Annotated in this window: 18 protein-coding genes and 1 tRNA gene; 5 read left to right on the plus strand and 14 right to left on the minus strand. The window is 56.6% G+C overall.

Translation table 11 applies throughout. The features are described 5' to 3' along the window. The first annotated feature begins 36 nt into the window (after positions 1 to 36). Together ACR0LN_RS09450 and ACR0LN_RS09455 are read left to right on the plus strand one after the other, a co-directional pair. A complete protein-coding gene (locus ACR0LN_RS09450; protein ID WP_480429321.1) occupies positions 37 to 1,269 on the plus strand; it encodes an NAD(P)/FAD-dependent oxidoreductase in 1,233 nt (410 codons plus the stop codon). 351 nt (positions 1,270 to 1,620) lie between these two features. Then, positions 1,621 to 3,834, plus strand: coding sequence for an NADP-dependent isocitrate dehydrogenase (locus ACR0LN_RS09455; RefSeq protein WP_480429323.1), 2,214 nt, complete (start codon positions 1,621 to 1,623; stop codon positions 3,832 to 3,834). A gap of 284 nt (positions 3,835 to 4,118) precedes the next feature. Here the strand turns inward: ACR0LN_RS09455 and ACR0LN_RS09460 are convergent, their stop codons facing one another. The 12 genes from ACR0LN_RS09460 to ACR0LN_RS09515 form a co-directional block, all read right to left on the minus strand. Further along, a complete protein-coding gene (locus tag ACR0LN_RS09460; protein ID WP_480429324.1) occupies positions 4,119 to 5,228 on the minus strand; it encodes a peptidoglycan-binding protein LysM in 1,110 nt (369 codons plus the stop codon). A gap of 44 nt (positions 5,229 to 5,272) precedes the next feature. After that, on the minus strand, positions 5,273 to 6,535 hold the full coding sequence (locus tag ACR0LN_RS09465; protein WP_480429325.1) for a type 2 periplasmic-binding domain-containing protein: 1,263 nt from the start codon (positions 6,533 to 6,535) through the stop codon (positions 5,273 to 5,275). A 21-nt stretch (positions 6,536 to 6,556) separates the two neighbouring features. Further along, positions 6,557 to 7,342 (minus strand): PP2C family protein-serine/threonine phosphatase, encoded by a 786-nt coding sequence (locus tag ACR0LN_RS09470; RefSeq protein WP_480429326.1) that lies wholly within the window; start codon positions 7,340 to 7,342, stop codon positions 6,557 to 6,559. A 3-nt stretch (positions 7,343 to 7,345) separates the two neighbouring features. Continuing rightward, entirely contained in the window at positions 7,346 to 8,350 is a 1,005-nt protein-coding gene (locus tag ACR0LN_RS09475; RefSeq protein ID WP_480429328.1) for an FHA domain-containing protein, read from the minus strand. A gap of 207 nt (positions 8,351 to 8,557) precedes the next feature. Next, the gene (locus ACR0LN_RS09480) at positions 8,558 to 10,666 is read right to left on the minus strand and encodes a protein kinase domain-containing protein (protein ID WP_480429329.1); all 2,109 of its coding nucleotides are present in this window, start codon (positions 10,664 to 10,666) and stop codon (positions 8,558 to 8,560) included. 338 nt (positions 10,667 to 11,004) lie between these two features. Next, positions 11,005 to 12,291: a dynamin family protein gene (locus ACR0LN_RS09485; RefSeq protein WP_480429330.1), complete on the minus strand. Its 1,287-nt coding sequence runs from the start codon at positions 12,289 to 12,291 to the stop codon at positions 11,005 to 11,007. After that, a complete protein-coding gene (locus tag ACR0LN_RS09490) occupies positions 12,288 to 14,330 on the minus strand; it encodes a dynamin family protein (protein WP_480429331.1) in 2,043 nt (680 codons plus the stop codon). Before ACR0LN_RS09490 ends, ACR0LN_RS09485 begins: the two co-directional genes overlap by 4 nt. 67 nt (positions 14,331 to 14,397) lie before the next feature. Further along, positions 14,398 to 15,258, minus strand: a complete 861-nt coding sequence (locus ACR0LN_RS09495; RefSeq protein ID WP_480429332.1) for a hypothetical protein — start codon at positions 15,256 to 15,258, stop codon at positions 14,398 to 14,400. A gap of 23 nt (positions 15,259 to 15,281) precedes the next feature. Further along, positions 15,282 to 15,683, minus strand: coding sequence for a hypothetical protein (locus ACR0LN_RS09500; RefSeq protein WP_480429333.1), 402 nt, complete (start codon positions 15,681 to 15,683; stop codon positions 15,282 to 15,284). A 22-nt stretch (positions 15,684 to 15,705) separates the two neighbouring features. Continuing rightward, a complete protein-coding gene (locus ACR0LN_RS09505) occupies positions 15,706 to 17,430 on the minus strand; it encodes a dynamin family protein (RefSeq protein ID WP_480429334.1) in 1,725 nt (574 codons plus the stop codon). An 8-nt stretch (positions 17,431 to 17,438) separates the two neighbouring features. Continuing rightward, positions 17,439 to 19,448: a dynamin family protein gene (locus ACR0LN_RS09510; RefSeq protein WP_480429335.1), complete on the minus strand. Its 2,010-nt coding sequence runs from the start codon at positions 19,446 to 19,448 to the stop codon at positions 17,439 to 17,441. A 2-nt stretch (positions 19,449 to 19,450) separates the two neighbouring features. After that, on the minus strand, positions 19,451 to 19,933 hold the full coding sequence (locus ACR0LN_RS09515; protein ID WP_480429336.1) for a hypothetical protein: 483 nt from the start codon (positions 19,931 to 19,933) through the stop codon (positions 19,451 to 19,453). Positions 19,934 to 20,582: 649 nt separating this feature from the next. Between ACR0LN_RS09515 and ACR0LN_RS09520 the strand changes: the two genes are divergently transcribed. From ACR0LN_RS09520 to ACR0LN_RS09530, 3 genes are all read left to right on the plus strand, one after another. Continuing rightward, a tRNA-Leu gene (locus tag ACR0LN_RS09520) sits at positions 20,583 to 20,667 on the plus strand. Positions 20,668 to 21,419: 752 nt separating this feature from the next. Then, positions 21,420 to 22,454: a proline racemase family protein gene (locus tag ACR0LN_RS09525; RefSeq protein ID WP_480429337.1), complete on the plus strand. Its 1,035-nt coding sequence runs from the start codon at positions 21,420 to 21,422 to the stop codon at positions 22,452 to 22,454. Between the two features lie 12 nt (positions 22,455 to 22,466). Next, positions 22,467 to 23,702: an NAD(P)/FAD-dependent oxidoreductase gene (locus ACR0LN_RS09530; RefSeq protein WP_480429338.1), complete on the plus strand. Its 1,236-nt coding sequence runs from the start codon at positions 22,467 to 22,469 to the stop codon at positions 23,700 to 23,702. Positions 23,703 to 23,819: 117 nt separating this feature from the next. Here the strand turns inward: ACR0LN_RS09530 and ACR0LN_RS09535 are convergent, their stop codons facing one another. Both ACR0LN_RS09535 and ACR0LN_RS09540 read right to left on the minus strand, forming a co-directional pair. Then, entirely contained in the window at positions 23,820 to 25,343 is a 1,524-nt protein-coding gene (locus tag ACR0LN_RS09535; protein ID WP_480429339.1) for an aldehyde dehydrogenase, read from the minus strand. A gap of 4 nt (positions 25,344 to 25,347) precedes the next feature. Further along, the gene (locus tag ACR0LN_RS09540; protein WP_480429341.1) at positions 25,348 to 26,256 is read right to left on the minus strand and encodes a dihydrodipicolinate synthase family protein; all 909 of its coding nucleotides are present in this window, start codon (positions 26,254 to 26,256) and stop codon (positions 25,348 to 25,350) included. Positions 26,257 to 26,303: the final 47 nt, after the last annotated feature.

A 26,303-nucleotide genomic window follows, 5' to 3' on the forward strand; every position in this document is an offset into this window, starting at 1 on the left:
CGCTTACTCTCTCAGTTTATACAACGAGCTGTGACGATGCAGGTTCTGGTTATTGGTGCCGGTGTCATTGGAATCACGACGGCGCTTGAATTGCAGCGCCGCGGTCATGATGTTTTGGTTCTGGATCGCGATGGTGTCGCTGCACAAGCCTCGGCTGGAAATGCGGGCGCGTTTGCGTTTTCCACAGTTGAACCTTTGGCGACACCCGGAATCATTCGAAAAGCGCCGAAATGGTTGTTGGACCCGCTCGGGCCATTGTCTATTCCTCCGGCCTATGCGCTGAAGATCACCCCATGGATGTTCCGGTTCTGGCAGGCGAGCCGACCGGGGCCATATAAAGTCAGTTTGCGCGCTCAGGCTAGCCTGATGGAACAGTCGTCCTCCGCATTGACCCGTCTGATCGCTGATGTCGACGGAGAGCCGATGATACAACGCGACGGACAGATGCAGCTTTATGAAAGTGAAGCCGAGTATCGCGCCAGCTTGCCGGCTTGGGAATTGCGCCGCCAATACGGGATTGAATTTGAACTGCTGCAAAATCGTGAGGCGATTGCTGAACGGCAACCCGGTCTCAGCCCCGGTATCACTCATGCCGGTTACACACCAGCTTGGATCAATACTGTCGATCCAAAGAAATGGGTCGAGCACCTGGCACAAGTATTCCGCAGCCGGGGAGGGCGGATCGAAAATCAAGAAATCCGGGCATTGCAATCGATTGAGGGCGGAGTGCGGGCTGTTTTGCCGGATGGTGAAACCGAGGCCGACAAGGTGGTCGTTTGCGCCGGTGCGTGGTCTCATCACATTGCCCGCACAATAGGTGACACCATCCCGCTCGAGACAGAGCGCGGCTACAACACAACCCTCCCTGAGGGCGCGTTTGATCTGCGTATGTCGCTGACCTTTTCGGGCCATGGGTTTGTTGTGTCCCGGATCAATGGCGGTGTGCGGATCGGTGGAGCGGTCGAACTTGGTGGGCTGGACTTGCCTCCGAATTTCAAGCGGTCCGATACGTTGCTGAACAAAGCCACAAAATTCATGCCCGGCCTGAAAACCGAAGGCGGGCGGCAATGGATGGGATTTCGCCCATCGCTGCCAGACAGTTTGCCGGTCATTGGAGCCTCGCCACGCGTGCCGGACGTAATTTACGCCTTCGGCCATGGTCACGTGGGGCTGACCCAATCGCCCGGGACAGCCGAATTGGTTGGTGCATTGGTCGACGGCCAACACCCCCAGATCTCACTTACCCCGTTTTCAGCCTCGCGGTTTTGAGGGCTCGACCGGTACCGCAGCATCAACGCGAATGGGTGGATCTCCTCGACCCATCCACGCATGCTGGTTTCTGGACGGTTCATGGTCAGGTAGAAGGCGACGTGGCAATATCCTGGGTTTTGGGCTGCGATTTTTGCCTATTTTATTGCCGTAGCTTCAGTTTTTCCCAAACCGTGTCAATTTGCGCCGCCACTTGAGGATTGATCCGAAACGCAACCTGTTCTAAGGGAAGCCCTGTCAAATCAGAGTCACCATTGGGGCGGTAGGATACGCGCGCCCCAGCTCAAGCCACACAGATGTGGCACACTCTTGGATCGCACGCCCCGAAAGGCTTAAAAAAGGTAAAAGAATATGGCAGAAAAATCGAACTTCGATATATTGTATACCATTGTAGACGAAGCGCCCGAACTGGCCAGCGCCTCGTTCCTGCCCATCATTCGCAAATTCGCCTCGGCGGCGGGTGTCAGTGTTGGCACCAAGGATATTTCACTGGCCGGCCGTATTCTGGCGACCTTTCCCGAGAACCTGACGGATGAGCAGCGCATCTCCGATGATCTGGCCGCACTGGGTGAATTGGTGAAAACGCCCGAGGCAAACGTCATCAAACTGCCGAACATCTCGGCCTCGGTCCCACAGCTGGTAGCCGCAATCGAGGAATTGCAATCGCAAGGCTACAACATCCCGAACTATCCTGAAGAGCCTTCGACTGACGAAGAAAAGGCGATCCGCGCGCGGTATGATGCCATCAAAGGTTCTGCCGTGAACCCGGTTCTGCGTGAGGGCAACAGCGACCGCCGCGCGGCAAAGGCCGTAAAGAACTACGCTCAGAACAACCCGCATTCGATGGGGGAATGGGCGTCGAGCAGCCAGACCAAAGTCTCGTCGATGTCGGACAATGATTTCTATGCCAATGAAAAATCGGCAACCATCACCGCAGCTCAGGCGGGTGATGCGAAAATCGAATTCGTTGGCAGAGACGGCGGCGTGACCGTACTGAAAGACGGCTGGGCGCTGGAAGAAGGCACTGTGGCCGACGCGACGTTCATGTCGGTCAAAGCCCTGTCTTCCTTCCTGGCCGAGGCCATCGAAGACACCAAAAAAGACGGCACCATGTTCTCGCTTCACATGAAAGCGACCATGATGAAAGTGTCTGACCCGATTATCTTTGGCTTTGCGGTCAGAGCGTGGCTAGCCCCGGTATTCGAGAAGTTTGGCACTGAACTGGACGCGTTGGGTGTGAACCCGAACTCGGGTCTGGGTGATCTGCTGGATCGCGTCAAAGACAATGCCGAGATCGTGGCAGCGATTGATGCGCTGAAGGCTGACCGTCCTTCCATGTATATGGTCGACAGCGACAAAGGCATCACCAACTTGCACGTGCCGTCGGACGTGATCATCGACGCCTCGATGCCCGCCGTTATCCGCGCAGGCGGCAAGGGTTGGGATGAGACCGGTGCCAAGGGTGACACCAACTGCGTAATCCCTGACCGTTGCTATGCCGGTGTCTATGACGAGACCATCAAATTCTTCAAAGCCAATGGCGCGCTGAACCCGTCGACTGCTGGGGCCGTCGCCAATGTCGGTCTGATGGCCCAGAAGGCCGAGGAGTATGGGTCGCACGCGACGACGTTCCAAGCCCCCGCTGACGGCACGATCCGTATTGTTCTGGCCAATGGCGACACACTGCATGAGCATGCAGTTGAAAAAGGCGACATCTGGCGGTCTTGCACCGTTAAGAAGGCGCCGATCGAGAACTGGATTCAGCTGGCGCTGGACCGTCAGCGTCTGACGGGTTCCGAGGCGATCTTCTGGCTGGACGCAAACCGCGCCCACGATGCCGAGCTGATTAAATACGTGAAACCGGCGCTTGAGGCCGCTGGCGTGGCCGACAAGTTCCAGATCCTTGCCCCGCGTGAAGCAACCCTGCAAACCCTCAAGACGATCACCGCGGGTAACGACTCGATCGCCATTACCGGCAACGTGCTGCGGGATTATCTGACCGACCTGTTCCCGATCCTGGAACTGGGCACCTCGGCCAAGATGCTGTCTATCGTCAAGCTGATGAATGGCGGAGGCCTGTTCGAAACCGGTGCGGGTGGGTCGGCTCCGAAACACGTGCAGCAATTGGTCGAAGAAAACCACCTGCGTTGGGACTCGATGGGCGAGTTCTGCGCGCTGGGTGAATCGCTGAACTTCCTCGCTGACAGCAAGGGCAACGCCAAGGCGGGTGTACTGGGTGCCGCAGCCGAGACTGCAACTCAGGGCATTCTGGACAACAACAAATCACCCAGCCGGAAGGTAGGTCAGCCCGACAACCGTGACAGCCACTATTGGTTTGCGCGTTACTGGGCCGAAGCCTTGGCTTCGCAGTCCGAGGATGCCGACCTAGCCGCCGAATTCGCGCCGGTTGCCACGGAGCTGGCTGATAAGGAAGAGCAGATTCTGGGTGAATTCGCTGCCGCGCAAGGCACGCCTGCCGATCTGGGCGGGTACTACCACACAGACCCGGCCAAAACTGCAGCTGTGATGCGTCCTAGCGCAACTCTGAACGCGATCATCGGTTAATAATACGAAGCCAGGCCAGTAGGCGTGGCTTCGGCCTGGAAACTGATTGCCGAATAGAAAAAGGGGCCGACCCCCAAAAGTCGGCCCCTTTTTGAGTGAGTGGGGAGGCGACGCCTCTCCGGTGAAGTTACTTTCATAGTATCAGCTACAACTATCGAGGGTATTAGGGGATTCCCGTAGTCAAATCCTCAATACCTCTGAAACAGACGGTTCTAGCTGGAACTCAATGAATTGATAGGGCCGGCCCTTGGAACGGCCCTGTCTTGTTTATGTGAACCTAATGATCAGTTCGACGCAGCCATCAGCTTCTCATTGTGCTCGCGCAGGGTGTCGGACACGATGGCGTACCATTCGCCCGATTCACGCATTTCGTTCAGGCCCTTGTTCAGCATTGCCAGGTACTGCTTGCCGAACGGGTTGCTGCGGTGGCTGATGAAACGCAACGAGGACAGCGACGTCACAAACGGGTTTTCGACCAGGTCGTTCGAAGTCAGGCCCATTTCTGACATAGTGTCAGAGAACAGCTGAACTTCGAAAGTCGCAACATCTGCTGTACCCGTCAGAACAGCGTCCAGGCATTCACGCGCAGTGATCGGTTGCATCAGGGTTATGGTGTCGCCATTGTGTAGGCCTTCCTGCTCGAGGTCGTGGATAAACCAGCCATCCATTCGGCAGATTGTCGAGCCTTCCAGCTGATCAAAAGCTGTGGCGTTTGCATATTCGCTTTCAGGCAGGGTGTAGAAGCCAACCACGATGTCATAAACCGGCACGGACGAGTCGAATTGGGTGCAACGCACTTCGGTCTCCCACGACCATTCATAGGTGCGGTTGGTGCAATCCGGCATGTTCCAAGCCATGGAAACGTCGAATGCGCCCAGCGGCAGAAGCGTTTCAAGGTGCGAGTTCCAGTCGTCCACGAAGCTGACCGAATAGTCGCGCGCGTTGCCACCACGCTGCAGCGCAGTGGTGCCCAGACGTGTGATTGCGCCGCCGCCGTTCAGCGATTCATCGGCAAAAGGGGCCCAGCCGTTACCAGTAACAAGTTTGATCGGCGGCTGATAGACACTGGAGCGCTGAACGCTGGCTGCACGTGCTTCTTCGGCGGCAATGATTTCCTGAGCGGACTGACCGTTCGGCAGGCTGCCGTCTGCACAGGGCAGGGCCAGAACCAGCCCCGGTTCTAAGGCGTTCGGGTTGGTGATGACGTTCCGGTTCGCGTTGAAGATCGGCTGATAGTTCGAGGTGCCATAGGCGGCGATGGCGATAGTGGCCATCGTGTCGCCATCCTCAACGGTGTAGTTGGTACAGGCTTCCTGTGCGGCAGCCGCGCCAGCACTCAGGGCGGTGACGGCGGTGGCCGACATCACGACCTTTTTCAGATTGAATTCAAACATGTCCACTTCCTCCAGACTTTGTAGTTGTCAGGCCTGCTCGGGCCCTAGCCGTTTTCCATTTGATGACGCAGCGCTGTCGACACGATGTCACGCCATTCGCCAGATTGTTGCATGATCGCCAGACCCTGGTTGAGCGTCTCAAGGATCGCTTCCCCATCCGGATTGTCTTTGTGGGTCATTATGTTAAGCGACTTAATCGCCGCAAGATTGGGGTTTTCGATAATGCGGTGCTCATAGCCCAGACGACCGATCGCCTCGACAGCCAGATGGGCCTCGATGGCAACGATATCCGCGGCGCCTTCCATCAGTGCGTGAAAACAGTCATCCGGCGAAACCGGGCGTATCAGATCGATTGCGGGCTCATAAAGACCAACTGCATCCATGTGTGACAGCGACCAGCCCTCGGGGCGGCAGATCGTTGTGCCTGCGAAATCGGCATGGGTCAGGGTTTGTTCATAACCCGATCCTTCACGGGCAAAGAACGTGTCCACAACTTCGTAGAACGGGTTCGAGAAATTGTAGGTTTCGCAACGCTCGCGATCCTTGTCGGACAACGCCTCGGCCTCTTCGCAATTGGGACGGGACCAAGGGAAGGTCGCGTCAAAGGCCAGCGTCGGCATCAGCAGATCCAGATGCGAGGACCAGTCGTTGACGAACTGGATCTTATAAGATTGCTCTGGGGCGGCCCTAAGCATCGCGGTTTCCACAAGGTTGGTGTACAGCCCGCGATGGGGTAGGTCTTCATCGGTAAACGGCGCATAGTTGCCGCCGGTGATCAGCAACAACTGTCGGTCACGGATTTCCGGTCGATCACCCGCATCCGCGTTGCGGATCAGCGCGGCACCTTCGGCGCGTGCGGCTTCGATTTCCTCGCGAGCCGCGGCTTTGGCCGCAATGACTGCTTCTTCACTCGCCTTTTTGGCTTCGGCTTCCGCTTCGGCGACCCGAGCTTCCGCGTCAGCAATAGCCTTGGCGGCGCGTGTCTCGGCGGCTTTGACCAGTTCCGCTGCCATTTCGGCGGCCATCGCCTCAGCTTCGGTTTGCGGCGCGGCAGGTGCCCGCCCGATATCTTCCAGACAGGGCAGGGTCAGTACGTCGCCGACACGGATGACATTCGGATTGTTGCCGATTACATCACGGTTGGCATCAAAGATGATACGGAAGTCTTCGGTCGAATAGACTTCGATCGTCAATTCCCGAAGGCTGTCGCCGCGCTGGATTTCGTAGGTCGAGCAAGCCTCTTGCGCCGAGGCCGTTCCGGCCGCGGCAGCAAGTGCCAGGCTGGATATGAACAGATGGGGTCTCATGGTCCTGTATCTTTGCCTTGGTTAGTTTCTTGTAAGTTTCACAACGCCAATTGAAACGTTGTCCTGATCCGGGTCGCCTTTGGCACGAAGGGCCTGCCACAGCGCATCTGCGATGTCCTGCGCCCAAGCTTCGGCATTGTTTTGCAGAATGCCTTGGATTTCCGCATCGCTGAGGTATTGCAGCCCGTCACTGCCCAGTATCAACACGTCCGAAGCAGTTAGCGTCAGCGCATCCTCGGGGCAGTCGACCTTGGGGATCGCGCCCCCCATGATGACGGATGTCAGCTGATTGCGGTCGGGATGATCCCGGCCTTCGGCTTCGGTCAGTGTGCCTGCGGCCACCTGTGCGTCGATAACCGGTGCCATTGAATGATCTTCGTTGACCTGACGCAGTACTGTATCACGAAACAGGTACAACGGACTGTCTCCGACCGAGATCCAAAACACACGATTGTCACGCAGCAGAACGCCCAACAGGGTTGAACCCATATTGAAACCTTCGCCCTGTTCCTCGCAATGATTGGCGATCAGGGCATTGGCCTGCATCGCAGCCAGCGGTAGTGCATCAATCAAGGCGGCTTCGGTCGGTGCGCCGCCTTCAAGTTCGGCATCAAGCGCTTCGCGCCAGGCCGAGATAACCAGGTCTGATGCTACTTCGCCCGCCGCGTGACCGCCCATTCCGTCCGCAATCACGACGTAACCGGAATTGGCCGCATCAAACATCCGTGCTGCGACCGCGTCTTCTTGCGTGTCGCGCTGACCCTGATCCAGGATCAGCGCAATATCATATGCCGGTGTTGCCAGCATCTATCAGGCATCCCGCCAGTCAAAGCCGTCGTCACAGAAGGCGGTGAAGCGGATCGAAGTTTCACTGATCCGGATCAGGTCGCCGCTGTTCAGCGCCACGGTGCTCAGCACTGGCTTGCCGTTCAGACGAACCAGATTGGCTTTGCCGCCATGTCCCAGATAACATTTGCGATCTTCAGGGTCATAGGCGATCACAGCGTGGTTGCTGCGTGAAATACCAGTATCGCCGAAATCCAGTTGAATGGCTTGGTCGTCGTTGCGGCCAATCTGCATTAGACCTTCGGTCAGAGTAATGCACGAACCACGGCCCGGACCGGAGGCAACGACCAGCCAGCCAACGGGAAATGTCTCTTGCGCGGCCTCGGTTTTTGCTACCGGTTCCGAGCTTTCCATCAGGTCCTGAACATGCGTGTCGGCGCGTTCAAAGCCCAGGAATGTGGTCTTGACGCGACCGCGACGGTCCGCTGGCGCCGGTGCCGGTTCAGAAATCTGCGGTTCTGGCTTAACTTCGGGTGCTGGCTCTGCCTGCGCAACGGGTTCGGCCTGTGTGGGTTCCTCCGTTTCTACAACAGCTTCAACAACGGGCTCTACGTCGGGGTTTTCAGCCTGTGGCGCATCCACCTCGACGGGTTCTTCTTCCGCAGCCACATGCAGAGTTACGATCTGTTCTTCCGGTTCCGGCTGTGCTTCGGGTGCATCAAAGATGTTGTCTTGCGCTTCTGAGACGACCTCCGTTATCACGAATTCGTCTTCCGCCTCTTCTTTGCCCTCATCAAATTTGGGCATCGTTTCTTCGGGGATGAGCTGATCAGAGTCATCGTAGGTTTCCGAAGACATGTTTCCACCCGCCAGCGCGTTACGCAGCGCGTTAAAATCAGCAATCGGCTGAGGTTTTTCGTCCTCGGGTGTTGCGATTTCTTCAACCGAGGCTTCGGTATCAGTTTCAGCTTCTTTGGGTTTGCCGGCACCTTCGAGAAGCCGGCTGAGAGGGCTTTTATATTTGAACATGGTGTCGACACCTTTGCTTTCTGACACAGGGCTTATCGTCCTGTGGGACTGCTATTCGCCTCTGCGCGCATCGGCACAACGGCACTAAAAAACGGAAATCAAACGAACTGCTCCTGTCGCGACGGGCCGGTCCCCGTCAGGGTGGCGGATTTCCGGGCACCACCCTTAGTTTTCACATAGCGACAGATCACTTACGAACCGGTCATATTACTCCTGTGCCAGCTGCATCACGGCGTCCGTTTCGGCGCCGTTGCGCATAACGCTCAAACGGGCCTGAGATTGTTTCTCGGCAACAAGTACCTGCAACACCTCGTCCAGACTTTCCTGCCCGTCGATGGTGGTTCCTGTTTGCGTTTCGCTGAGAATTACGTCTCCGCGCTGCAGGCCGCTTTCTGCGTCTGCCGGAACGGCGGTAACGACAGTTTTCCAACCCTGGCCGCCTTCGTTACGGACCGAAAATTCGTGGCCGTTTTCCAACCCAACCACGCGAATTGCAGGTAGCGCCAGCAAACCGTTTTGCGCCAACGTTTTACCCAAGGGTCGATAACGTGCAGTCACGCGGATGTATCCGTCGGGATCGACAGACAAATCGTCCAGAACCTGCGCGGCAAAACTGGCGTTCTCGCGAACTGGCTCGCCGTTCAGCGTATAGATCGCCGCACCGCGTTTCACCCAGTCTCCGACGACAGACATATCCTGGTTCGGGTCGATGCCGGTAACGGCAATGATGCTGCCGGTCGAGCCGCGCCTGCGCGAAGTCTGGAAAGGAATCTTGACATCCCAATGCGAGAACGCAATTTGTATGTCCGCTGGGGTTCCTGACGCGGCCGGGGCCGGCGCGGCTGTCTGGGCTTGAGCCTCTTCTGTGACAGCCGTCTCGGCCTTCACCTGCTCGACAGGTGCCGGAGTGGAGTTTGCCTGTACAGGCGCCAGTTCATCTTGTTCCGGCGCAAGTTGGGGTTCCGCAGCCTCAGTTTGGGCAGCTGTTGTATCTTCCGGGTCTTCCGTACGTACCGTTTCAGGCGCGGCGGCGACCTCTGGCTCTGGTGCATCGCTGCCCCCTGACAACATAAAGAAACCGCCAGCGGCCAGTCCAACGACTACAACTGCCGCGCCCGCAATCAGCTTGCCGTTGCCGCCCGAACCACTTTTTACCACGGTATCCACGGCGACCGCGGTTTCCTCTTTGGGGGTGAACTTGGCAAGCTCGTCCTCTTGCTTGTCTTCGTTGCCAAGGACTAGATCGGCGTTGCCCGCCAGCAGGGCAGTAACGACGGCTTCAGCGTTTTCGCTTTCGGCCTTGATCCGGGCTTTCTCGGCTTCTTCATCCTTGCGGTCCATCGCGACAATTACCGAAACAGGGCGATAGTCGAATGTGTCGAACATAACGTCCGGTCCGCGGAACATACGAAGCCAGTCCAAAGCGGTCTGCAGGCGATCGGTGGCATGTACCTCCATTGCCTTGTCGATCGCTTCAAGAAAGCCATCCGGATATCCCTTGAACCGCCCGGCCAGCGGAGCGTAGGGGTCTTCCTGACTGTTGTTGAAGGCGTTCAGGCGGGTTTGGCCGTCAATTGGACGTTCGCCGCTGATGGCATGGTATAAAGTTGCCGCCAGAACATAAAGGTCACTGCTTGGCCCCTGATCGGCGCCCCGTACGTAGAACTCATGCGGTGAATATCCGTCTTTGATTACCCGCAGCGTCAGCAGTGCGGTGGACTGATGCGCGGCCTGTTCGCGCGCGGCACCAAAATCAATCAGGACAGGATCGCCATTTTCGTTTATTAGGATATTGTCGGGTGAGATGTCCCGGTGCAGCATGCCGCTTTGGTGAATGAACGACACCGCCGACAACATCTTTTCTGTGACCTGAACGATAAAATCAGGGCCAGCCTCATTGCCGGAATCTTCGACATAGTCCAGAAGATCGCAGCCCTTGATAAAGTCCATCGCAATATATGCGGTATTGTTGTCTTCAAAGACCTGATGAACGTTGACGATGTTGGGGTGCACCAGGCGCGCGTGGTTGCGGGCCTCAAGAATGAACAGGTCGATAATGGCGCGCAGGTCGTCCTTGTGGTCTGGATTTACCGCTTCGACTGTGTCGCCGTCGCGGACACACAAAGCACCCGGATAGCATTCTTTGATCACAACGTCCCGCTCAAGGCTGTCGCGCGCTAGATAAGTAATTCCGAACCCGCCGTTGCTGAGGAAACGCAGAATTTCGTACTGCCCACGCAACAGTTTGGCGCCAGGTTCAAGTCCTTCAATTTTCGGTTCGTCGTGCGATGCACCGACAGCCTGGTTGTGGCTCATTTCATTCCGCCCGTTCTAAACATTTTGCGGTAATTCAACTGGGCTAAATCGCCCCGATACTCACAACCAAAAACAACCGCAGGACACTTAAGACGGTTAGACGTTTCAAATTTGACTTTATTGGGGCCGCCTGATGGCTTCACTAAGGATCGTTATTACGAAAAAACTAGATATTGGTTCGCCGGCCCATGGTGATGCAATATGTTGATTTTCTCTCTGCACAAAATGTAGTGTTAGCCCTCGTTTGTCTCCGCTTAGTCAACGGACTCGCTGCGATTGAGGCCCGATTCCGGGCCTCTCGAATCGCTGCTTCGCGGCTAAATTTTAACGAGAAATTATTAAGTGCCGGTTTTTGGCTGAGCCGTCTCTACGCGGCTACCGGCCCAGGCCAGGTTGTCGCTAAGCTGTGCCAGAATGCTGATCGCATCTTTCAAAGGCGCGTCGCCGCTTTCGAATTGCAACAGTAACAACAGGTCGGTGGCTTTTTCGAACTCGCCAGGAATCCAGTCCGCCGCAGGGTCGATTTCACCACCTTGCTCTAGGCGTTCAGCAAAGTCCTCCACGATTTCCTGACACGCGTGCAGGAAGGCCGCTGGTTCAATGTCGGACGACTCGCGTAGGTCTTCGTAGATGCTGGCAATGGCCGCCAGCCAGTCTTCGAGGATCGGATTTTCAAGCGGTGGCAGAGCGGCTTCCAGCGTGGATTGCATGGTCACCGTGCCCGTTGGTTCCACTTCGGGCTCAACTTCACCCAATGTTTCCAGATAAGGCAGGAATTCCTGCTTCAGATCGTTCCGCGCGGCCTCGATATCTGCAGCGCGGCGGTCTGACGCGATTTGCAGAACCTGTTCCGCCAAATTCTGACCGCCACAGGTTTCCCACAGGGCAAAATCGGGCTCGGGTTCCTGCTCCATGGCGCGCACAGCAACCGGTGTTCCTATGGGTACGACCGATCGGAACAAATCCCCCTTTTCCTTGTTCAATCTGGACACAACGCGATCTAACGAGTCTCGCACTGGGGGCAGATCGGTGTGGGTGACGGCCAGCAGGCTGTTCGCGCGTAACTCTTGCGGCACTTGCGCCCAAAGGTGGCGCTCGGTCTCGCGCCAGGCATTGGTGCCGTTGGTGCACCAAATCGCGCAATCGACAAACTTCAGAAGATCGAGCGTGGCCTTATACGTATCGTCCAACGCACCCGTGCCCGGCAGATCGAACAAAGAAATTTCCTGTAGCGCAGGGGTGTTCAGACCGACTGAGATAAAGTCAGGTTCGTCCACTGCGGCTTTTTCCAGCGCGATACCCGAATAAACTTTGGGTTCGCGATCCCACCAACCAACCGTGGTTTCGGGGATTTCGGAATAGGCAACAATGACGAGGGGCAGCTTCAAATGCTGCGGCCCGGTGGGCAGAATATCCGCTCCGGCCAACATATTAGCCAGGCTTGATTTTCCGGCTCCGAATTCTCCGGCAAAACCGATGTTAACCGCGTTGGACAACCGCTCGGCATGGGCCAGAGCGCGCTCGCGCAGTTTGTCCAGATTCGGGTCGGTTGGCAGCTTTTCGGTCGCGTTCAGAAAGCGTTCAAATTGTCTTACTTCCTGTTCGGTTCCGGGAAATTCAATCATTCCGCAGCCTCTGCTAGTCTTTTGTCTACGTCATCCGCGCCGAAAATCGCGCCCAGCTCTTCGCTGATGCGCTGAGCCTGGTCAAATGACGCCTGAGCCTCGGTTCGTTCATTGGTTTGGCCGGTTCCGGCCCGTTGTTCAAGATGCCCAGCCAGCAATGCAAGAAAATGATCCAGAACCGTGTTCAAACGCTCGATCAGATCACTGCGCGCAGTGTCGACCAGATCGTCACCGATCATTTCGAATTCCTGCACAATCAGGCGTTCGGCGCGTGCTACAACGCTTTTGCGTGAGATAAGCCGCGACAGCCAGGTCACCCGAAGCTCAACCGTAATGCCGCGGGTAAGAGCCGTAGTGTCCGGCCGGAACCATCGTACGGCGCTGGTATTCATGCGATTGTCCGTCGGATCCTGCCAGCCGGGCAGGGCGCGCAGAGCCGCGTTGCTTTGCATGTCGATCGAGTACAACTCGCTAAGCATGCGTTGGCGGACCACCTGCGTGGCGCCTTGAACAAGCTCTCGCATACGGTCGCGCAGGGGACCAAAATTCAGCTCAGTTTCACCGCCTTTGGCCAGCAACGGTGAATCGCCGTTCGGGCCACGCACAACTGCCGAGACGGACTCAGCCACCGTGTCATCCATCACGCCGCGCAGATTGGCCAGAACGTCGTCCATGTCGTTGACGATATCTGCGGTTTTTTGTGTCACCAGTGTCCGCAGCTCGGTCAGAGTCTTGTTGTTTTCGCCGTCGCTTTCTGCATTTGGACTGATGTCATCTTCGATTGCGCGGAGATGAGCTTTGCTGCGCTCAAGTTCGCCTTGCGCGAAGCTGTTCAGGTGCTGCCAGGCCATCCGTAACTGCTCGTTGCGGGGACCTTCGGTCAGGGCGCTGGTGACATGGCGACGCAGGTCCGGCAGCCCCGAGGCGATCATCGCGGCAAAACGCAAAACACCTTCGCGGCTGATCGGACCCGATCCCTGTTTGATCTCTTCCACGCCGTCCAGATATTGCTTCATCTGCGCAGGATGTGCGCGCAACCAGGCCAGAACTTCATCGTGGTTGATGCCTGTGTCATCGCCGGTCAGCGCGTAGTGCGCCCATTGTGCGCTGCCCATCAACACGTCGATATCCGAGTTCCCAAGCGCCCTTTCCAGACCATCCATAACGTCCGCCCGGACTTTGCCTGCATCGTCGGCGCCGCCGCCCAGTTCATCAACGCGGTTGATAAAGACGACGATCTGACCCAATTCCAGCGCCTGCATCAGGCGGAACAGTTTCAAGTCAGCGCGCGACAGCGCCTGATGCGCGGACAGAACCACGACAAAGAAGTCAGATTCCTTGAGATATTGGCGCGAGATTTCCTCGCGGATCAAAAGCGGGTCATTCACACCCGGTGTATCCGTCACCGTCAATGGGAAAGGGAAGTGGCCAATGTCGAAATAGACTTCGGCCTTTCGCGTGATGTCACTGTAAAGGCCGCGATCCGACCCTGGATCGTGTTCACCGTCCTCGGTTGGGTCGTCCCCGGCGCAGACATAACGCGCCAGATCGTCCGAAGTCAGTTCATCAAGGTCGTGATGCTGACCCAGCAGATGCTTGTAGCTCGCGCCCAATCGCAGCTGGGCGCGAGTTTTCATCGCCTCGACCTGTTCTTCGATCATCTCGCGCTTGTAGCTGTCCTCGTCATCAGGGAACATGTTGCGCAGTTCTTCGCCCTCGGCGATCAGCGCCTGCCATTGGCGATTATCGAAAAAGTGGAATTCAGCACCTTTGGTGCGGCCCGATGGATGGCCGAAGTGCATATCGGTGATCACAGTCGTCCACGGATTTACATCCGAAGGCAGGTATTCGGCCTGCCCAGTGAAGCCGTTGATCAAACGAGATTTGCCCGCCTTGATCTGCCCGACAAAGGCAATCGAGGGCTTCAGGTTTGTTAGGTCGCTGACAATGCGCGAGATGAACTGGCGGGTCTCTTCGTTAGAGCTCCGGTTCATGTCCTCGGCAATTCGGATTAACTCAAGACGGTTGCTTTCACTCATAAACCTTACCCTGGTAACTTGTAATCACGGATCGAATTCATCGAAAAATTGAACAATTTGGGCGTAGTCATCCGTCCGGCCTCTTTAAAGAAGTCCAAAGACTGACAACCGCGCCCAATTTACGCGCCTCATGAACGGCCATGGCGAAGTTTTCGCCGTCGTTGAGAACGGCCACACCGGTTCCTTTGCCGCCCGATGGGCGCATGACGATCAGTTGTGGATGGTCCATTGCAGTGGTCGCATCCCCATCCCATCCGGCAAGGTCTTGGGCAAAGCGGGACAACAGGTCTGCATCCGGGTGCATTGGTTCACCTGCTTGGAATGAACCATCGGCGCGCTGCGGTGCGCCACCCGATCCATCGACCAGAACACGGCCTTGCGCAAACTGCTCGGACCCTTCGTAGAAAAGAGCCGCCAGAGAGGTGGAGGCGTCTTGCCTGTGTTCTGCGTAATCTGGCTCTGGGTCGGTAGCGACAATAGAAATGACCGGATCGGTAGGCAACTCGATGCCTTTGCATGCGACCTCAATCTCGCTGAACGTAATGCCGACATCATCGGCCTCTAGCGCGGTGTCCGGTTGCAGCGAAATCAACTCCAAGGGGGCGGGAGAGCATGCGATGTCACTGACAAGTTGGGCCAATTTGCCTGCCAGTTCTTCACGCGATTCCGTTTCGAAATCCGGGGCTACCCCTGACTGCACACGGAAAACATCCGTCACACGAGAGCTATTGACCTCGATGGCGAGGCAATCGCCATTGGCCGCGGTGAACTCCAGACGACGGGGCAGAATCGTGCCGCGTATGGTGCGCAAAACCTTTTCGCGCCGTATCTGCGCGGTTTCACCCGCAATCGTCACTGCCGGAGTCATTCGCGCTACAGACGAACGCCCGATGTCGTCAAGCATTTCAAGTATGTCTGTATCCATCATCCCGTGACCCCCTCAGATCCGGTCTAAACTGCGGCCGCGACGGAACCGAGGCTCAGATGAGATTTCGTCAACGCCAAACCAACATTGGCACTGCTGCGGCAGATGTAGCAGACCACATGATCGGGGTACGCCCGGGTCCGCAAAAAGATGTTCAGTCGATCGTTCGAAAACACCGCGATTTCCCCAAATCCCGGGTTTTCAGAGACTTCGGAGTCGGCTGTACGTATCAATTCTTCGAAGGCTTTGATTCCCTGTCCTTGGAACAGGTTAGCCACGGCAATGGCAAGACTGTCCAGAACGTCCGTACTGTCGGGGTCCGAGGTGTTGGTCCCCAGCAACATCCCTGTCTCCATATCGACATACCCGGCTGCGATGCAGTCGGGTATGGTTTTCATTGCAGAGTTAAGTGCGGCTTTGATCGTCATCGCCGTTCACCCGCGCTTCTGGTCACAACACATGGTATTCCGCACCACCGTTTTTTGACCCATTTGGGACCGGATGTCCCTTTTCCTTGACCCGACGCGCGAAATGCTCGGCCGAGATTTGGTCAAACTCTTCGAGGAAGGCGCTGAAGATGTTCTTCATACCTTCAACGCTGTCAGGCAGCTCTTCGTCCGCCGTGATTTCGCGCCACATTGACGCCGCACTGAGCGGTGCACCCGCTGGGACGCTCAGCAAGTTTTGCAGTTTTTCGTTGTCTTCGCTGGCTAAAATTGCCTTTTCCGATGTGCTACATTTGGACAAAGGCACAACCTGCATATCCATCAGGCCGCTGGTTTCCGGTTCCGGTTCGTACTCTTCGTCACTTTCGTTTGATTGTTCGGCCAGTAACGCGGCGATCGATGAGACCGACTTCCCAGCCCGCATTTCCTCAGGCTCTTCCGACGCAGCCTGCGCTTGCTCTGGCGTGTCTGCCAGATCGTCTTCCAGCGATGGGCTGAAATTAGTTGGGGTCGAAACGGGCGTCTCTTCTACCGGTTCTGCCTCGGAAAGCAGATCGTCCTCGTCTTCCCGTTCATCTTCGTCCAAGAGATCGAACGAGTCTTCATTGCCCGGAGATTCTACAAATTCCGACAAGTTCAGACTGCTATTGGGCGTATCCCTGAAAAATGCGCGCAACTCGTTCTCATCCGCGGCTTGGTCCGGGCTTGTGCTTGGTTCTTCGGACGTCATTTCAGCGCGCAGGCGTTCGGCCTCGGCAGCGTCAATACGTTCTTCGCGGTCGACATCTTCCGTACGACGCTCAACCCGGGTGGGACGAATGGGAAAGTTGGTTACAACTTCGTCTTCGTCAATTGCCTCCGAGACTGGGTTCACCAGTTTCAGCTGTGTTGGCTCATCATCCAGTTCCGCTTTGCGTTTAGGTCGAATGGGCTGGACGCGAGGAGCCGCGGACAAGGTGTTGTCGATCTGATAGCGCGACAGCAGATCGGCACGATTGTCCATGATCTGTTCGGTGATCTCAAGGAAGCTGTCGACCATCTTGCCGCCGCCGCTGCGGGCCCAAAGCTCGGCATCGCCACTCTTGTCGCGGGCAGTGATTGCATCGCGGGCCGAGAACAGGATCGAGCGGTTGAACAGATGGCCCGCTTCGCGGTTGACACGGCGCAGAACTTTCTGGCGGTCTTTCTGCCCCAAAACATCCGCACGCGTTACCAATAGCAGAGAGTTATGTTGCAGTCTTTCCGGCAGTGACACCCAAGTTGCCCGCTCGGTTTCACGCCAGGCCTGGGTCGCGTGGGTGCACCACAGCACGCCATTTGCATGCCCAACCGCTCGGCGCCAGACGTCGCTGGAAATCTTGGGGTCGGAAATTCCGGGGGTGTCAATCAGATCCACGGCTTCCAGAATGTCGGATTCCAGATAGATGCGAACGAACTGGGCGTCGTTGACACCAACAGTATCCAACTGATCCACGGCAATGTTTTCACGGCTACCATCGGGGCGCTGAACATAGGCTGATTGTTTGCCCCAGCTGAACCAGACGGGCGGCAATTGCGTAGCTGTGACCTGTGTCGGAAGCGCGTGCGATCGCAGCAAAAAGTTCATCAGCGTCGACTTTCCGGCACTGAATTCTCCCATCAACGCAAAGATTGGTTTGCGTCTGGACCACTGCTCGATGCGGTTCCATGCCTTGGGGGATACGAAGCGGGTTTGTGAATCTTTTGCCATATCGCTACTTATGCTGCCTCGTTACTTAGATCTTTCAGGATGTCGCCCAGAATGTCGTCACGCGATTTTTTGGGTGCGACACCCGCCATCAGAGCCGCTTGGTTCGGGTCTTGCTCGGTCGAGGCGGAGATATTCAGCAAGGTCTCTTTCTGCTCGCGCAGGAAGTCGGCCAAACCGGCCCGGACGTTTTCTAGAACCGCTGCGATCTGATTTTCCTCGATGTCCTTAGTGATCGAGTTTGCCTCAGATGCGATCAGGCGTGTGTAATCGGCGGCATATGCTTCGAACCCTTTCCGACGCTGCCACCAGCGACGCCACCACGTGCTTTGCAGGTCCAAAGCGATGGTGCGCCCGATACCAAGTGGCGGCGGGACGCGGGGGACGATTGGTGCCTCGATGCTGAATTCTCCTAGATGGTTGCCCAGCAACTTTTGGTACAGAGCCTCAACATCCGATGCAGCAGTACTGTAAAGCGCACCAGCCTCTTTGCGCATCGAACGTGCAAAGCTGAAATAGGCCGCTTTTTGAAGCGTACGAAGGCCAGCCGGGTCGTATTGCCAGGTGCCTTGCTCGCCATTTTGTTCAAGGTGCGCAATCAAAGAATCCGTAGCGCGCTTGACGAAGTTTTCCTCGGCTGACTTCAGGCGTTCCAGCACTTTGTCACGCAACGACGTGACCAATGCGGCGGCTTTCTTTTCGTATTCTTCGGTTACTTTGGCGATGGCCTCTTCTGGTGCTACACCATCCAGGTCACGAACAACGCCTTGACCGTCGGAAAGGTTTTTGGCCACTGCGGTCGCGCGGATTTGGCTGGCAATATTGCGGGCCCGGTGACGGACACGATCCAGCAAGCGTGTGCCTGCGCCTTCGGCGATACGCTCGTTCATGGCCAGCAGCAGGTCAGGCAGGCCGGACAGCGCCCAGATTTTATCAAGCGAGGGTGCTTGATCCCCGAACCCTGCGGCCAGATAGAAAGTGTTCAGTGCTTCGCGCGAATCTTCGTTCAGAATGTCGGGGTTGCCGGTTAGAGCGGCCTCGGCCCAAAGCGCGCTACCAAACACAACGCTGGTGTTGGTGTCAATATTGTTCTGTTTCAGCGTGTCCTGAATCCGGTCACGGATTTCCGGCACCTGATTGACCGGATCGGATAGTTCGTCGATCCGGTTCACAAACAGGATGATCTGACGGTTCTCGAACTGCGCGATAATCCGCATCAACGCCATATCCATAGTGGTCAGCGCCTGGCTGGCGGCCAGTACGACCACACAGACTTCAGACCCGCGCAAGCTGCGCAGGGTGATCTGTTCGCGCACCATGAAAGTATCGTTTACGCCCGGCGTATCGCAGAGTTTCAGTGAGATCGGGTACTGCGGAATGTCCATGAACAATTCCGCCGATTTGGTGACGTCGGCAAAGCGCCCGGTCTTGGGATTGATATCCGGGTCGTCTTCATCGCCCAGACAGACATAACGCTGGATGAGCTCTTCGTCGAAATAGTCATATTGGTGACTTTGGCCCAGGATCAGATCGAAATGCTGCCCCAGACGTGACTCGGACTTGGCCTTCATTGCACCGATCTGACGGCGGATATCCTCCATCTCATCATCGGCGCCAGCCCGGTTGGCCAACTCACCCAGACGGCCGCCACCGACCATGAGGTTGTCCCATTCTTCCTGTTCGAAGAATGTGAACTTGGCCTTTTTGTCGCCTTCGGTGCGGGTGTTGATGTTCAGCGTCGTGACCACGGATGTCCACGGGTTCACATCCGAAGGCAGAAGGGCAGGGCGTCCGGCCAGAATGTTCACGATCGAGGATTTACCAGCCTTAACCTGCCCGACCAGCGTGACACTGGCCGTAAAGTTTTCCATCCGCGTCTTTAGCGTCGCAAGCCGCGCCGAGGACCGCGCGTCTGCCACCTCTGTCAATTGATCAATCTGCGTCGACAGCGCAGCCATGGCCGAAGTCATCGGCGTCAGCGCCTCGTTGCCAACGGACAGAAGATGGTCGTTGCGCGCCATGGTTAGCCTCCGGTTCCAGTAGCAGCGATGGGGTGTTGATCCTGACAATCCGGGTTGCTGGTCAGGATATCGATCCGGGCGATCAGATTCAGGGCGTTGCCCAGAATTTCTGCTTCGACATCCGGCGCGATCTCTTCATAGGCATTAGAATCCGCCAAAACCTCGATCGAGCTGAATTGTTCGCTGTTTTCCAGCATGGCCAGACGTCGGCCTGTCGGAAAACCCTGGGACTTGGTCTTGGGCAGTGGCATGCGCGAGTTGGCGAGAAGGTAGTGCCCCCCGGAATGGGTGCGCAATGAGACCCCAAACCCCGTATTCGGATGGTTCCGGTTCAGTGATTTCAATTCCCCAAGGAAACTTTCGCGTGCAAGACCAACGGCGTCTTGCTCGGTAGCAGCGGCATTCATCGTATTGGTCACGGCAAAGACCCTTGTGTTCGAGTTGAGCAAAAAACTGGTACTGTACCCGTAGGCAAAAAGACTCATTAACTCCCACGCTTCATCAATTACTGGCAACGCGGTGTTATTTTGACGCGAATAAGATTTTTTGGCGTTTGAAATGTGGCGCAAATATGATCCGGACCCGCGGAGACCCTCAACCTTTGGTCGAATTCGTAAATTTGAATATTTTTTTGGATTTGGTGTCACGTCGAAGGCCAAGCGTTCGAACGCGTAGATTTATTGTGCTTTTTAGTTCTTAAGTGGTTGTATAGAAAGAAAAGTAAAAGAACCTGGCACGGGAGCCAAAGTTCGCCAGCTCTTGAGAAGAGGCGATTGCTTACACTCGACTTACCTGTCTTAGCGCTTTGCATATCAGGTTACTCAACGTAAGCGCGTTTGATTTAAGAGGTGATTTGAAGCGACCTTGAAACGAAAACTACTTGTTCAGCGCTTGAAATCGAAGGAAGTCCTCTCTGGTTTTTCTAGCACAGTGGCACTTTAGAAATTTGAACTGGGTTCGATCGTTCGGGTGCGGAATGAAATCATTCTTGTTCGGAATTGAGGTGTGTTTTGCCGAAGACTGGATAGTTGTGGGAGAGCGAGAAATAAACTTCGACGAACGTAATTTTACCTCTCGCACTCCACCGCAGGCTTTGTTATTGACCACGTCAATCCGGCTCATTGGGTTGGCACTGCGGGTGTGGCGAAATTGGTAGACGCACCAGATTTAGGTTCTGGCGCCGCAAGGCGTGGGGGTTCAAGTCCCTCCACCCGCACCATGCTGATATAACTAGGAAAACTCAGGTCTACCTCTGTTTTGTCGCGACCCATGAATTTCCGGTTTCCCACTTAATTCCCCAGTTTCACGTTTTGGTCTTGGTGCGTTCCCGAGTCACTTTGGTCGAGACTGCACGCGCTTCGACGGGTGTTTCTGGTTTGTCTGGGTGCGGTGCCTATAAAACACTTCAAGGGTCTTATGTCCGGTGACGGATTGCTTCGGTCTAAGGCGTAAGTTCAAAGCCGTAACGTTTTCAAATCGGGGGGTGTGCTTGCGCCTCAGATGTCTGCGGAGATCCAAACAGCTCACAGGAATTCTGTTCGTGTAGGTGATCTGGGCGCTCTACTGAAAGAGGGTTTGCTACGCGGCATGCTTTTGGAAAAGATGCCAAGTTACTATCTGGTTATACCTTGCGCGTATCACTTTGTCGCCGGGGTGATCAAATTCTGCGATTGGATGATGTGGCAGAACAGGGAAGAAACTGATGCATGATAAGAGGTTATATAGACGTGCGTCGATCTCTCGCGTCTACAAGAAGACTAGTTTCGGGCGGCTGACAGAAGGCAGATTGTCCTCATCACTTCTGACGGTTTTGTTTTTTGTGTAATTTTTGGTCGCTGGGCTCAGTAGTTTTCTGTCATTGATTTTCTGGGTCGGCGCGGGGAATTGGGGTTGCGGGTCTTTTCGGAGATACTGATTGTCTTCTGATTGTCGACAAGATAGATTTTTGCGAACCTCAGGAAAGGCTGTTGTATGCGTTGGAAAAAAACGATCTCGATGATCGAAGCTCACGCTGAAGGTGAGGTTGGGCGGGTTGTCACAGGCGGCGTGGTTGATCTGCCTGGCAAGACCATGCTTGAGAAGATGAACTATCTCAATCAGGTCGATGACAGCCTGCGTCGGTTTCTGGTGTTTGAACCCCGCGGGTCTGCCCAGATGTCGACCAATCTGCTGTTTGCGCCGTCCCAGCCCGAAGCGGATGCGGGTTTCATGATCTTGCAGGGCGACAAAGCCCATGCGATGTCGGGATCGAACTCGATCTGTGTCACCACTGTTTTGCTGGAAACCGGCATGGTGGAAATGCGCGAGCCCGAGACAATCGTCACCCTGGACACGCCTGCGGGTCTGGTGCGCGCAACGGCCACCTGCAAGGACGGTAAATGCGAGCGGGTCACGCTGGACATGACGCCCTGCTATGCGGATCAACTGGACGCCGTGGTTGAGGTCGAAGGGCTGGGCAAAGTCACGGTCGATATCGCCTTTGGCGGGATTTTCTATGCGCTGATCGATCCCGGTCAGTTCGATATGGCCATCACAACCGAGACTGCGCGCAAGCTTGTAGACATCGGTTCTCGTGTGCACCGGGCCGTGAATGCGCAACTGGACATTCAGCACCCAACGCTGGATGGGCTTGAGGGGATTTCCTACACCATGTTCGTTGGCCATGATGCCGACGGCGTGATGAAGGGCGCAACCATTCTGCCGCCGGGCCGCATTGACCGCTCGCCCTGCGGCACCGGCAATGCGGCCCGCATGGCGGTGCAGGCCGCGCGGGGCGAGGTGTCAGTGGGCCACAAGGCCATTGCCCGGTCGATCATCGACAGTAAGTTTCAGGTGGAATTTGTTGGCGAGACAACCGTTGCGGGCAAACAGGCCATCCTGCCGCGCATCTCGGGTCGTGGGTGGATCCACGGCATGCATCAGATCGGCATCGACCCGACAGATCCTTTCCCGCTTGGATACATGGTTGCCGATTGCTGGGGCGATGCGTTTGACCTGTTGGACTAGGGGAAGATCGCTATGACATCCGTTGCAATCGTCGGTGCCGGGATTATCGGAACCGCCACCGCGTTCGAGTTGGTCCGCGCTGGTTACGATGTCACCGTCTTTGACCCCTTCCCGCCGGGCGAAGGGGGGCCGTCTTTCGGAAACGCCAGTCAAATTGGCTATGGCGATATCCATCCTCTTAGTACACCGGGCATTCACTGGACGGCCTTGAAGATGCTGATGGACCGCGATGGCGCGCTGAAGGTTCCATTGCGAGACATGCCCGGGCAGATCGGCTGGTTCTGGCGGTTCTGGCAGACGTCGCGGGGTGAGAGGTTCAAACGTGCGTCCGCAGCTATGACCGAACTGGGACGCACATCCGTCGCGGATATGACAGCAATGTTTGAGGCCGCCGGGATCGGGCACAAGATCGCCTTTGACGGTGCCGCCTGTGTTTATGATTCACGTCAGAGCTTTGACGCATCGCAGCCTGCCTGGGCGGCCAAAACTGCCGCAGGCCATGGGTCCGAGCTATGGGATACCGCCAAGCTCCGCACTGTGCTGCCAGCCCTGAATCCGGCATTCCAGCACGCGGTTTGGCAAAAATCCTGGGGCTCGGTAACGGACTCGCTTGAAGTTGTGCGGGACATCACGGCGGCGGCTCGTGGCTTGGGTGCCGAGTTCCGGCAGCAGAAGGTTGATGGCATTCGCGCCACGTCCAAAGGGGTTGACGTCGAAGCAGGGGCCGAACGGTTGCAGTTCGACTATTGTGTCGTCGCCGCAGGTGTCCGCTCGACCCGACTTGCGCACGCACTGGGGGACAAGCTGCCGCTGGCGGCAGAGCGAGGGTACAATCTGACCTTCCCGAATGCAGGGATAGGCGATCTGAAGCTGCCCATTATCTTCGCAGATCGGGGGATTGTGGCGACGCAGATCACGGGCGGTCTGCGGATTGGCGGATGGGCCGAATATGTCGACCCGGACAGGCCGCCAAACCTGTCTTATTTCAAGTCCCTCTACCGTATCAGCCAGGAACTGTTCCCCGGCCTGGACACGTCAAACGCCCTGGAGTGGTGGGGAAATCGCCCGTCATTCCCGGATTCCTGCCCGGTTGTTTCCGCCTCGGCCCACAGCGACCGGGTGTTCTACAATTGCGGGCATGGGCATTATGGCCTGACGCATTCGGCGCGGTCTGCCAAGCTGCTGTCATCCTTGCTGTCGCACGACCCTGACCCAGCCGCCGAGATGTATTCCATCACACGGTTCTGAGCCTCATTACATGTCACATAAAAAGGCCGCCGGAGGAGCGGCGGCCTTTCCTCCCGCTGTTGTGGGAGAAGGAGATCGGCGTGTGTTGCAAGACCTACGCCGATCAGGGGAGGAGCGTTATACGGCGTCGTCGACCGGATCGTCCGAGATGTCGATCCAGATCGTCTTGACCTCGCAATACTGGTCATGCGCCATCAGCGAGTTGTCGCGCCCGCCAAAGCCGGACAGTTTATAGCCGCCAAACGGAGTGGTGATGTCGCCTTCGCCGTAAGAGTTCACCGTCACCGTGCCCGCCTGCAACGCACGGCTGTAGCGCATCGCCTTCTTGACGGATGAGGTGAACAGGGATGCCTGCAAGCCATAGCAGGTGTCATTGGCCAGTTCGATGGCTTCTGCGTCCGATCCGACGGTCATGATCCCGGCGACCGGGCCAAAGGCTTCTTCCTGAGCAAAGGTCATGTCCGGGGTCACATCGTCGAAAACGGTGGGTTCGATGAACAGACCGGCATCGGACTCGATCGCGTTGCCGCCGGTGATGACCTTGGCACCGTCCGCCTTGGCCCCTTCGATATAGCCCATGACTTTGTCGAACTGCTCGCGCGAGACGATGGCGCCCAGCTGGTTGGTGGGATCCAGCGGATCGCCGGTTTTCCAGTTCTTCAGCTGCAGCTTGATCTTGGCCATCAGGTCTTTCTTGACGTCCTTATGAACGATCAGGCGCGAATTTGCGGTGCAGTTCTGACCCATGTTCCACAGGGCCGAGAACACCGCGTGCTTGGCCACCGAATCCAGATCTTCCGCATCCGACAGAACCACAGCCGGGTTCTTGCCACCGCATTCCAGCACGATCTTCTTCATGTTGGTTTCCGCAGAATACTGCATGAAGCGACGACCGGTTTCGGTCGAGCCGGTGAAGGAAATCGCCTGAATTCCGTCGTGACGACCCATCGGCTCGCCCACATCCGTGCCCAGACCGGGCAGCACGTTCAGAACACCGTCGGGCAGACCGGCTTCTTTCGCCAGATCAGCCAGGCGCAGCGCGGTCATGGATGTCTGTTCCGCCGGTTTCACAATGACCGAGTTGCCGGTCGCCAGCGCAGGGCCGATCTTCCAGGCCATCGTCATGATGGGGAAGTTCCAGGGCAGGACACAGCCGACAACCCCCAGAGGTTCCCGGACGATCAGGCCGATGCCATCGTCATTGGCAGGCGCGATCTGGTCGTACATCTTGTCGGCCGCCTCGGCGTGCCAGCTGATGGTATTGATCGTTTCGGGGATGTCCGTCAACTGGCATTCCGCGATCGGCTTGCCGCTTTCCAGGCTTTCCAGCACCGCCAGCTCATGCCGGTTGCGTTTGATCAACTTGACCAGTTTGATCAGCACTTCCTTGCGCTCGGCCGGGTGCATGCGCGACCAATGGCCAGCGTCAAAGGCTTTCTGCGCCTTTTCGACCGCAAGATCGACATCTTCAGGGCCGCAGGCCGCGATCTTGGCCAGAACTTCGCCGGTCGCCGGGTTCACGGTGTCCATGGTGTTGCCGGATTTCGGCTTTTGGAAGGCCCCGTCGATAAAAGCATTGGTCGGGAAGGTCAGTTGCGCGGCAATGGCCTTGTATTCTTCGTGGGTAAGAAGTTCGCTCATTGGATTACGCCTTCTCGTCAAGAATTGAGTTCACGGTGACGCGGATCGCCCGGACGACTTCGTCCATTTCCCGGGCCAGTTCCTTTTTCATCGGACGCATCGGGCCGCGTACCATGCCGCCGGGCCGACCCTGCAGCTCGCACCCGTATTTCACGCATTGCAGGAACTTGCCGCCCTGTTCGAGGATGCTCATAAGCGGCAACAGTGCCGTCATGATGCGACGGCCTTTGTCAAAGTCCTTTTCCTTGGTCAGCACATCCAGGAACCGGACGCATTCCGACGGGAAGATGTTGGCGGTGGCACAGACCCAGGATTTTGCACCCCAGGCGGCGAACTCAAGCACTTGTTCTTCACCGCCGACCACAAGTTCGATCTGCGGGAAGTTGCGGTGCAGGAAGGGCAGGCGACCGTAATCGCCACTGGATTCCTTGATGCCGCAGATATTCGCGCTTTGCGCCACGCGGCTAAGGAATTCCTCGCCCATCTCAACGCCAACACGACCCGGATAGTTATACAGCATGATCGGCAAATCGACGGCCTGATCGATTTTCAGGACATGCGCCGCCAGCTCGTACTCGGATGGCAGCGAATAGGGCGGCGCCGCGACCAGAAGGGATTGCGCACCCGCGTCACGTGCAGCCTTGGCAATTTCAATACACTCCGGGACACGAATGTCATTGACCCCGGCCATCAGCTCAACGCGCCCATTGATGCGCTCTGCCGCAAACTTGAACTGCTGAATGCGTTCTTCCTTGCTCAGCGCGTAAAACTCACCTGTCGATCCGCCGGCGATGATGCCCGACACACCGTTTTCGATCTGCCATTCGATAACATCGGCGTAGCCATTCCAATCAATCTCTCCATCGTTGAGAAACGGAGTGATGATCGGAGTGTAGATTCCTTCGAATCTCATCTTCGATCTCCTGTAAACGAAAGCTGTCGACGGCTGCGTGACAAATT

This window comes from Ruegeria sp. AA6 (assembly GCF_056542865.1).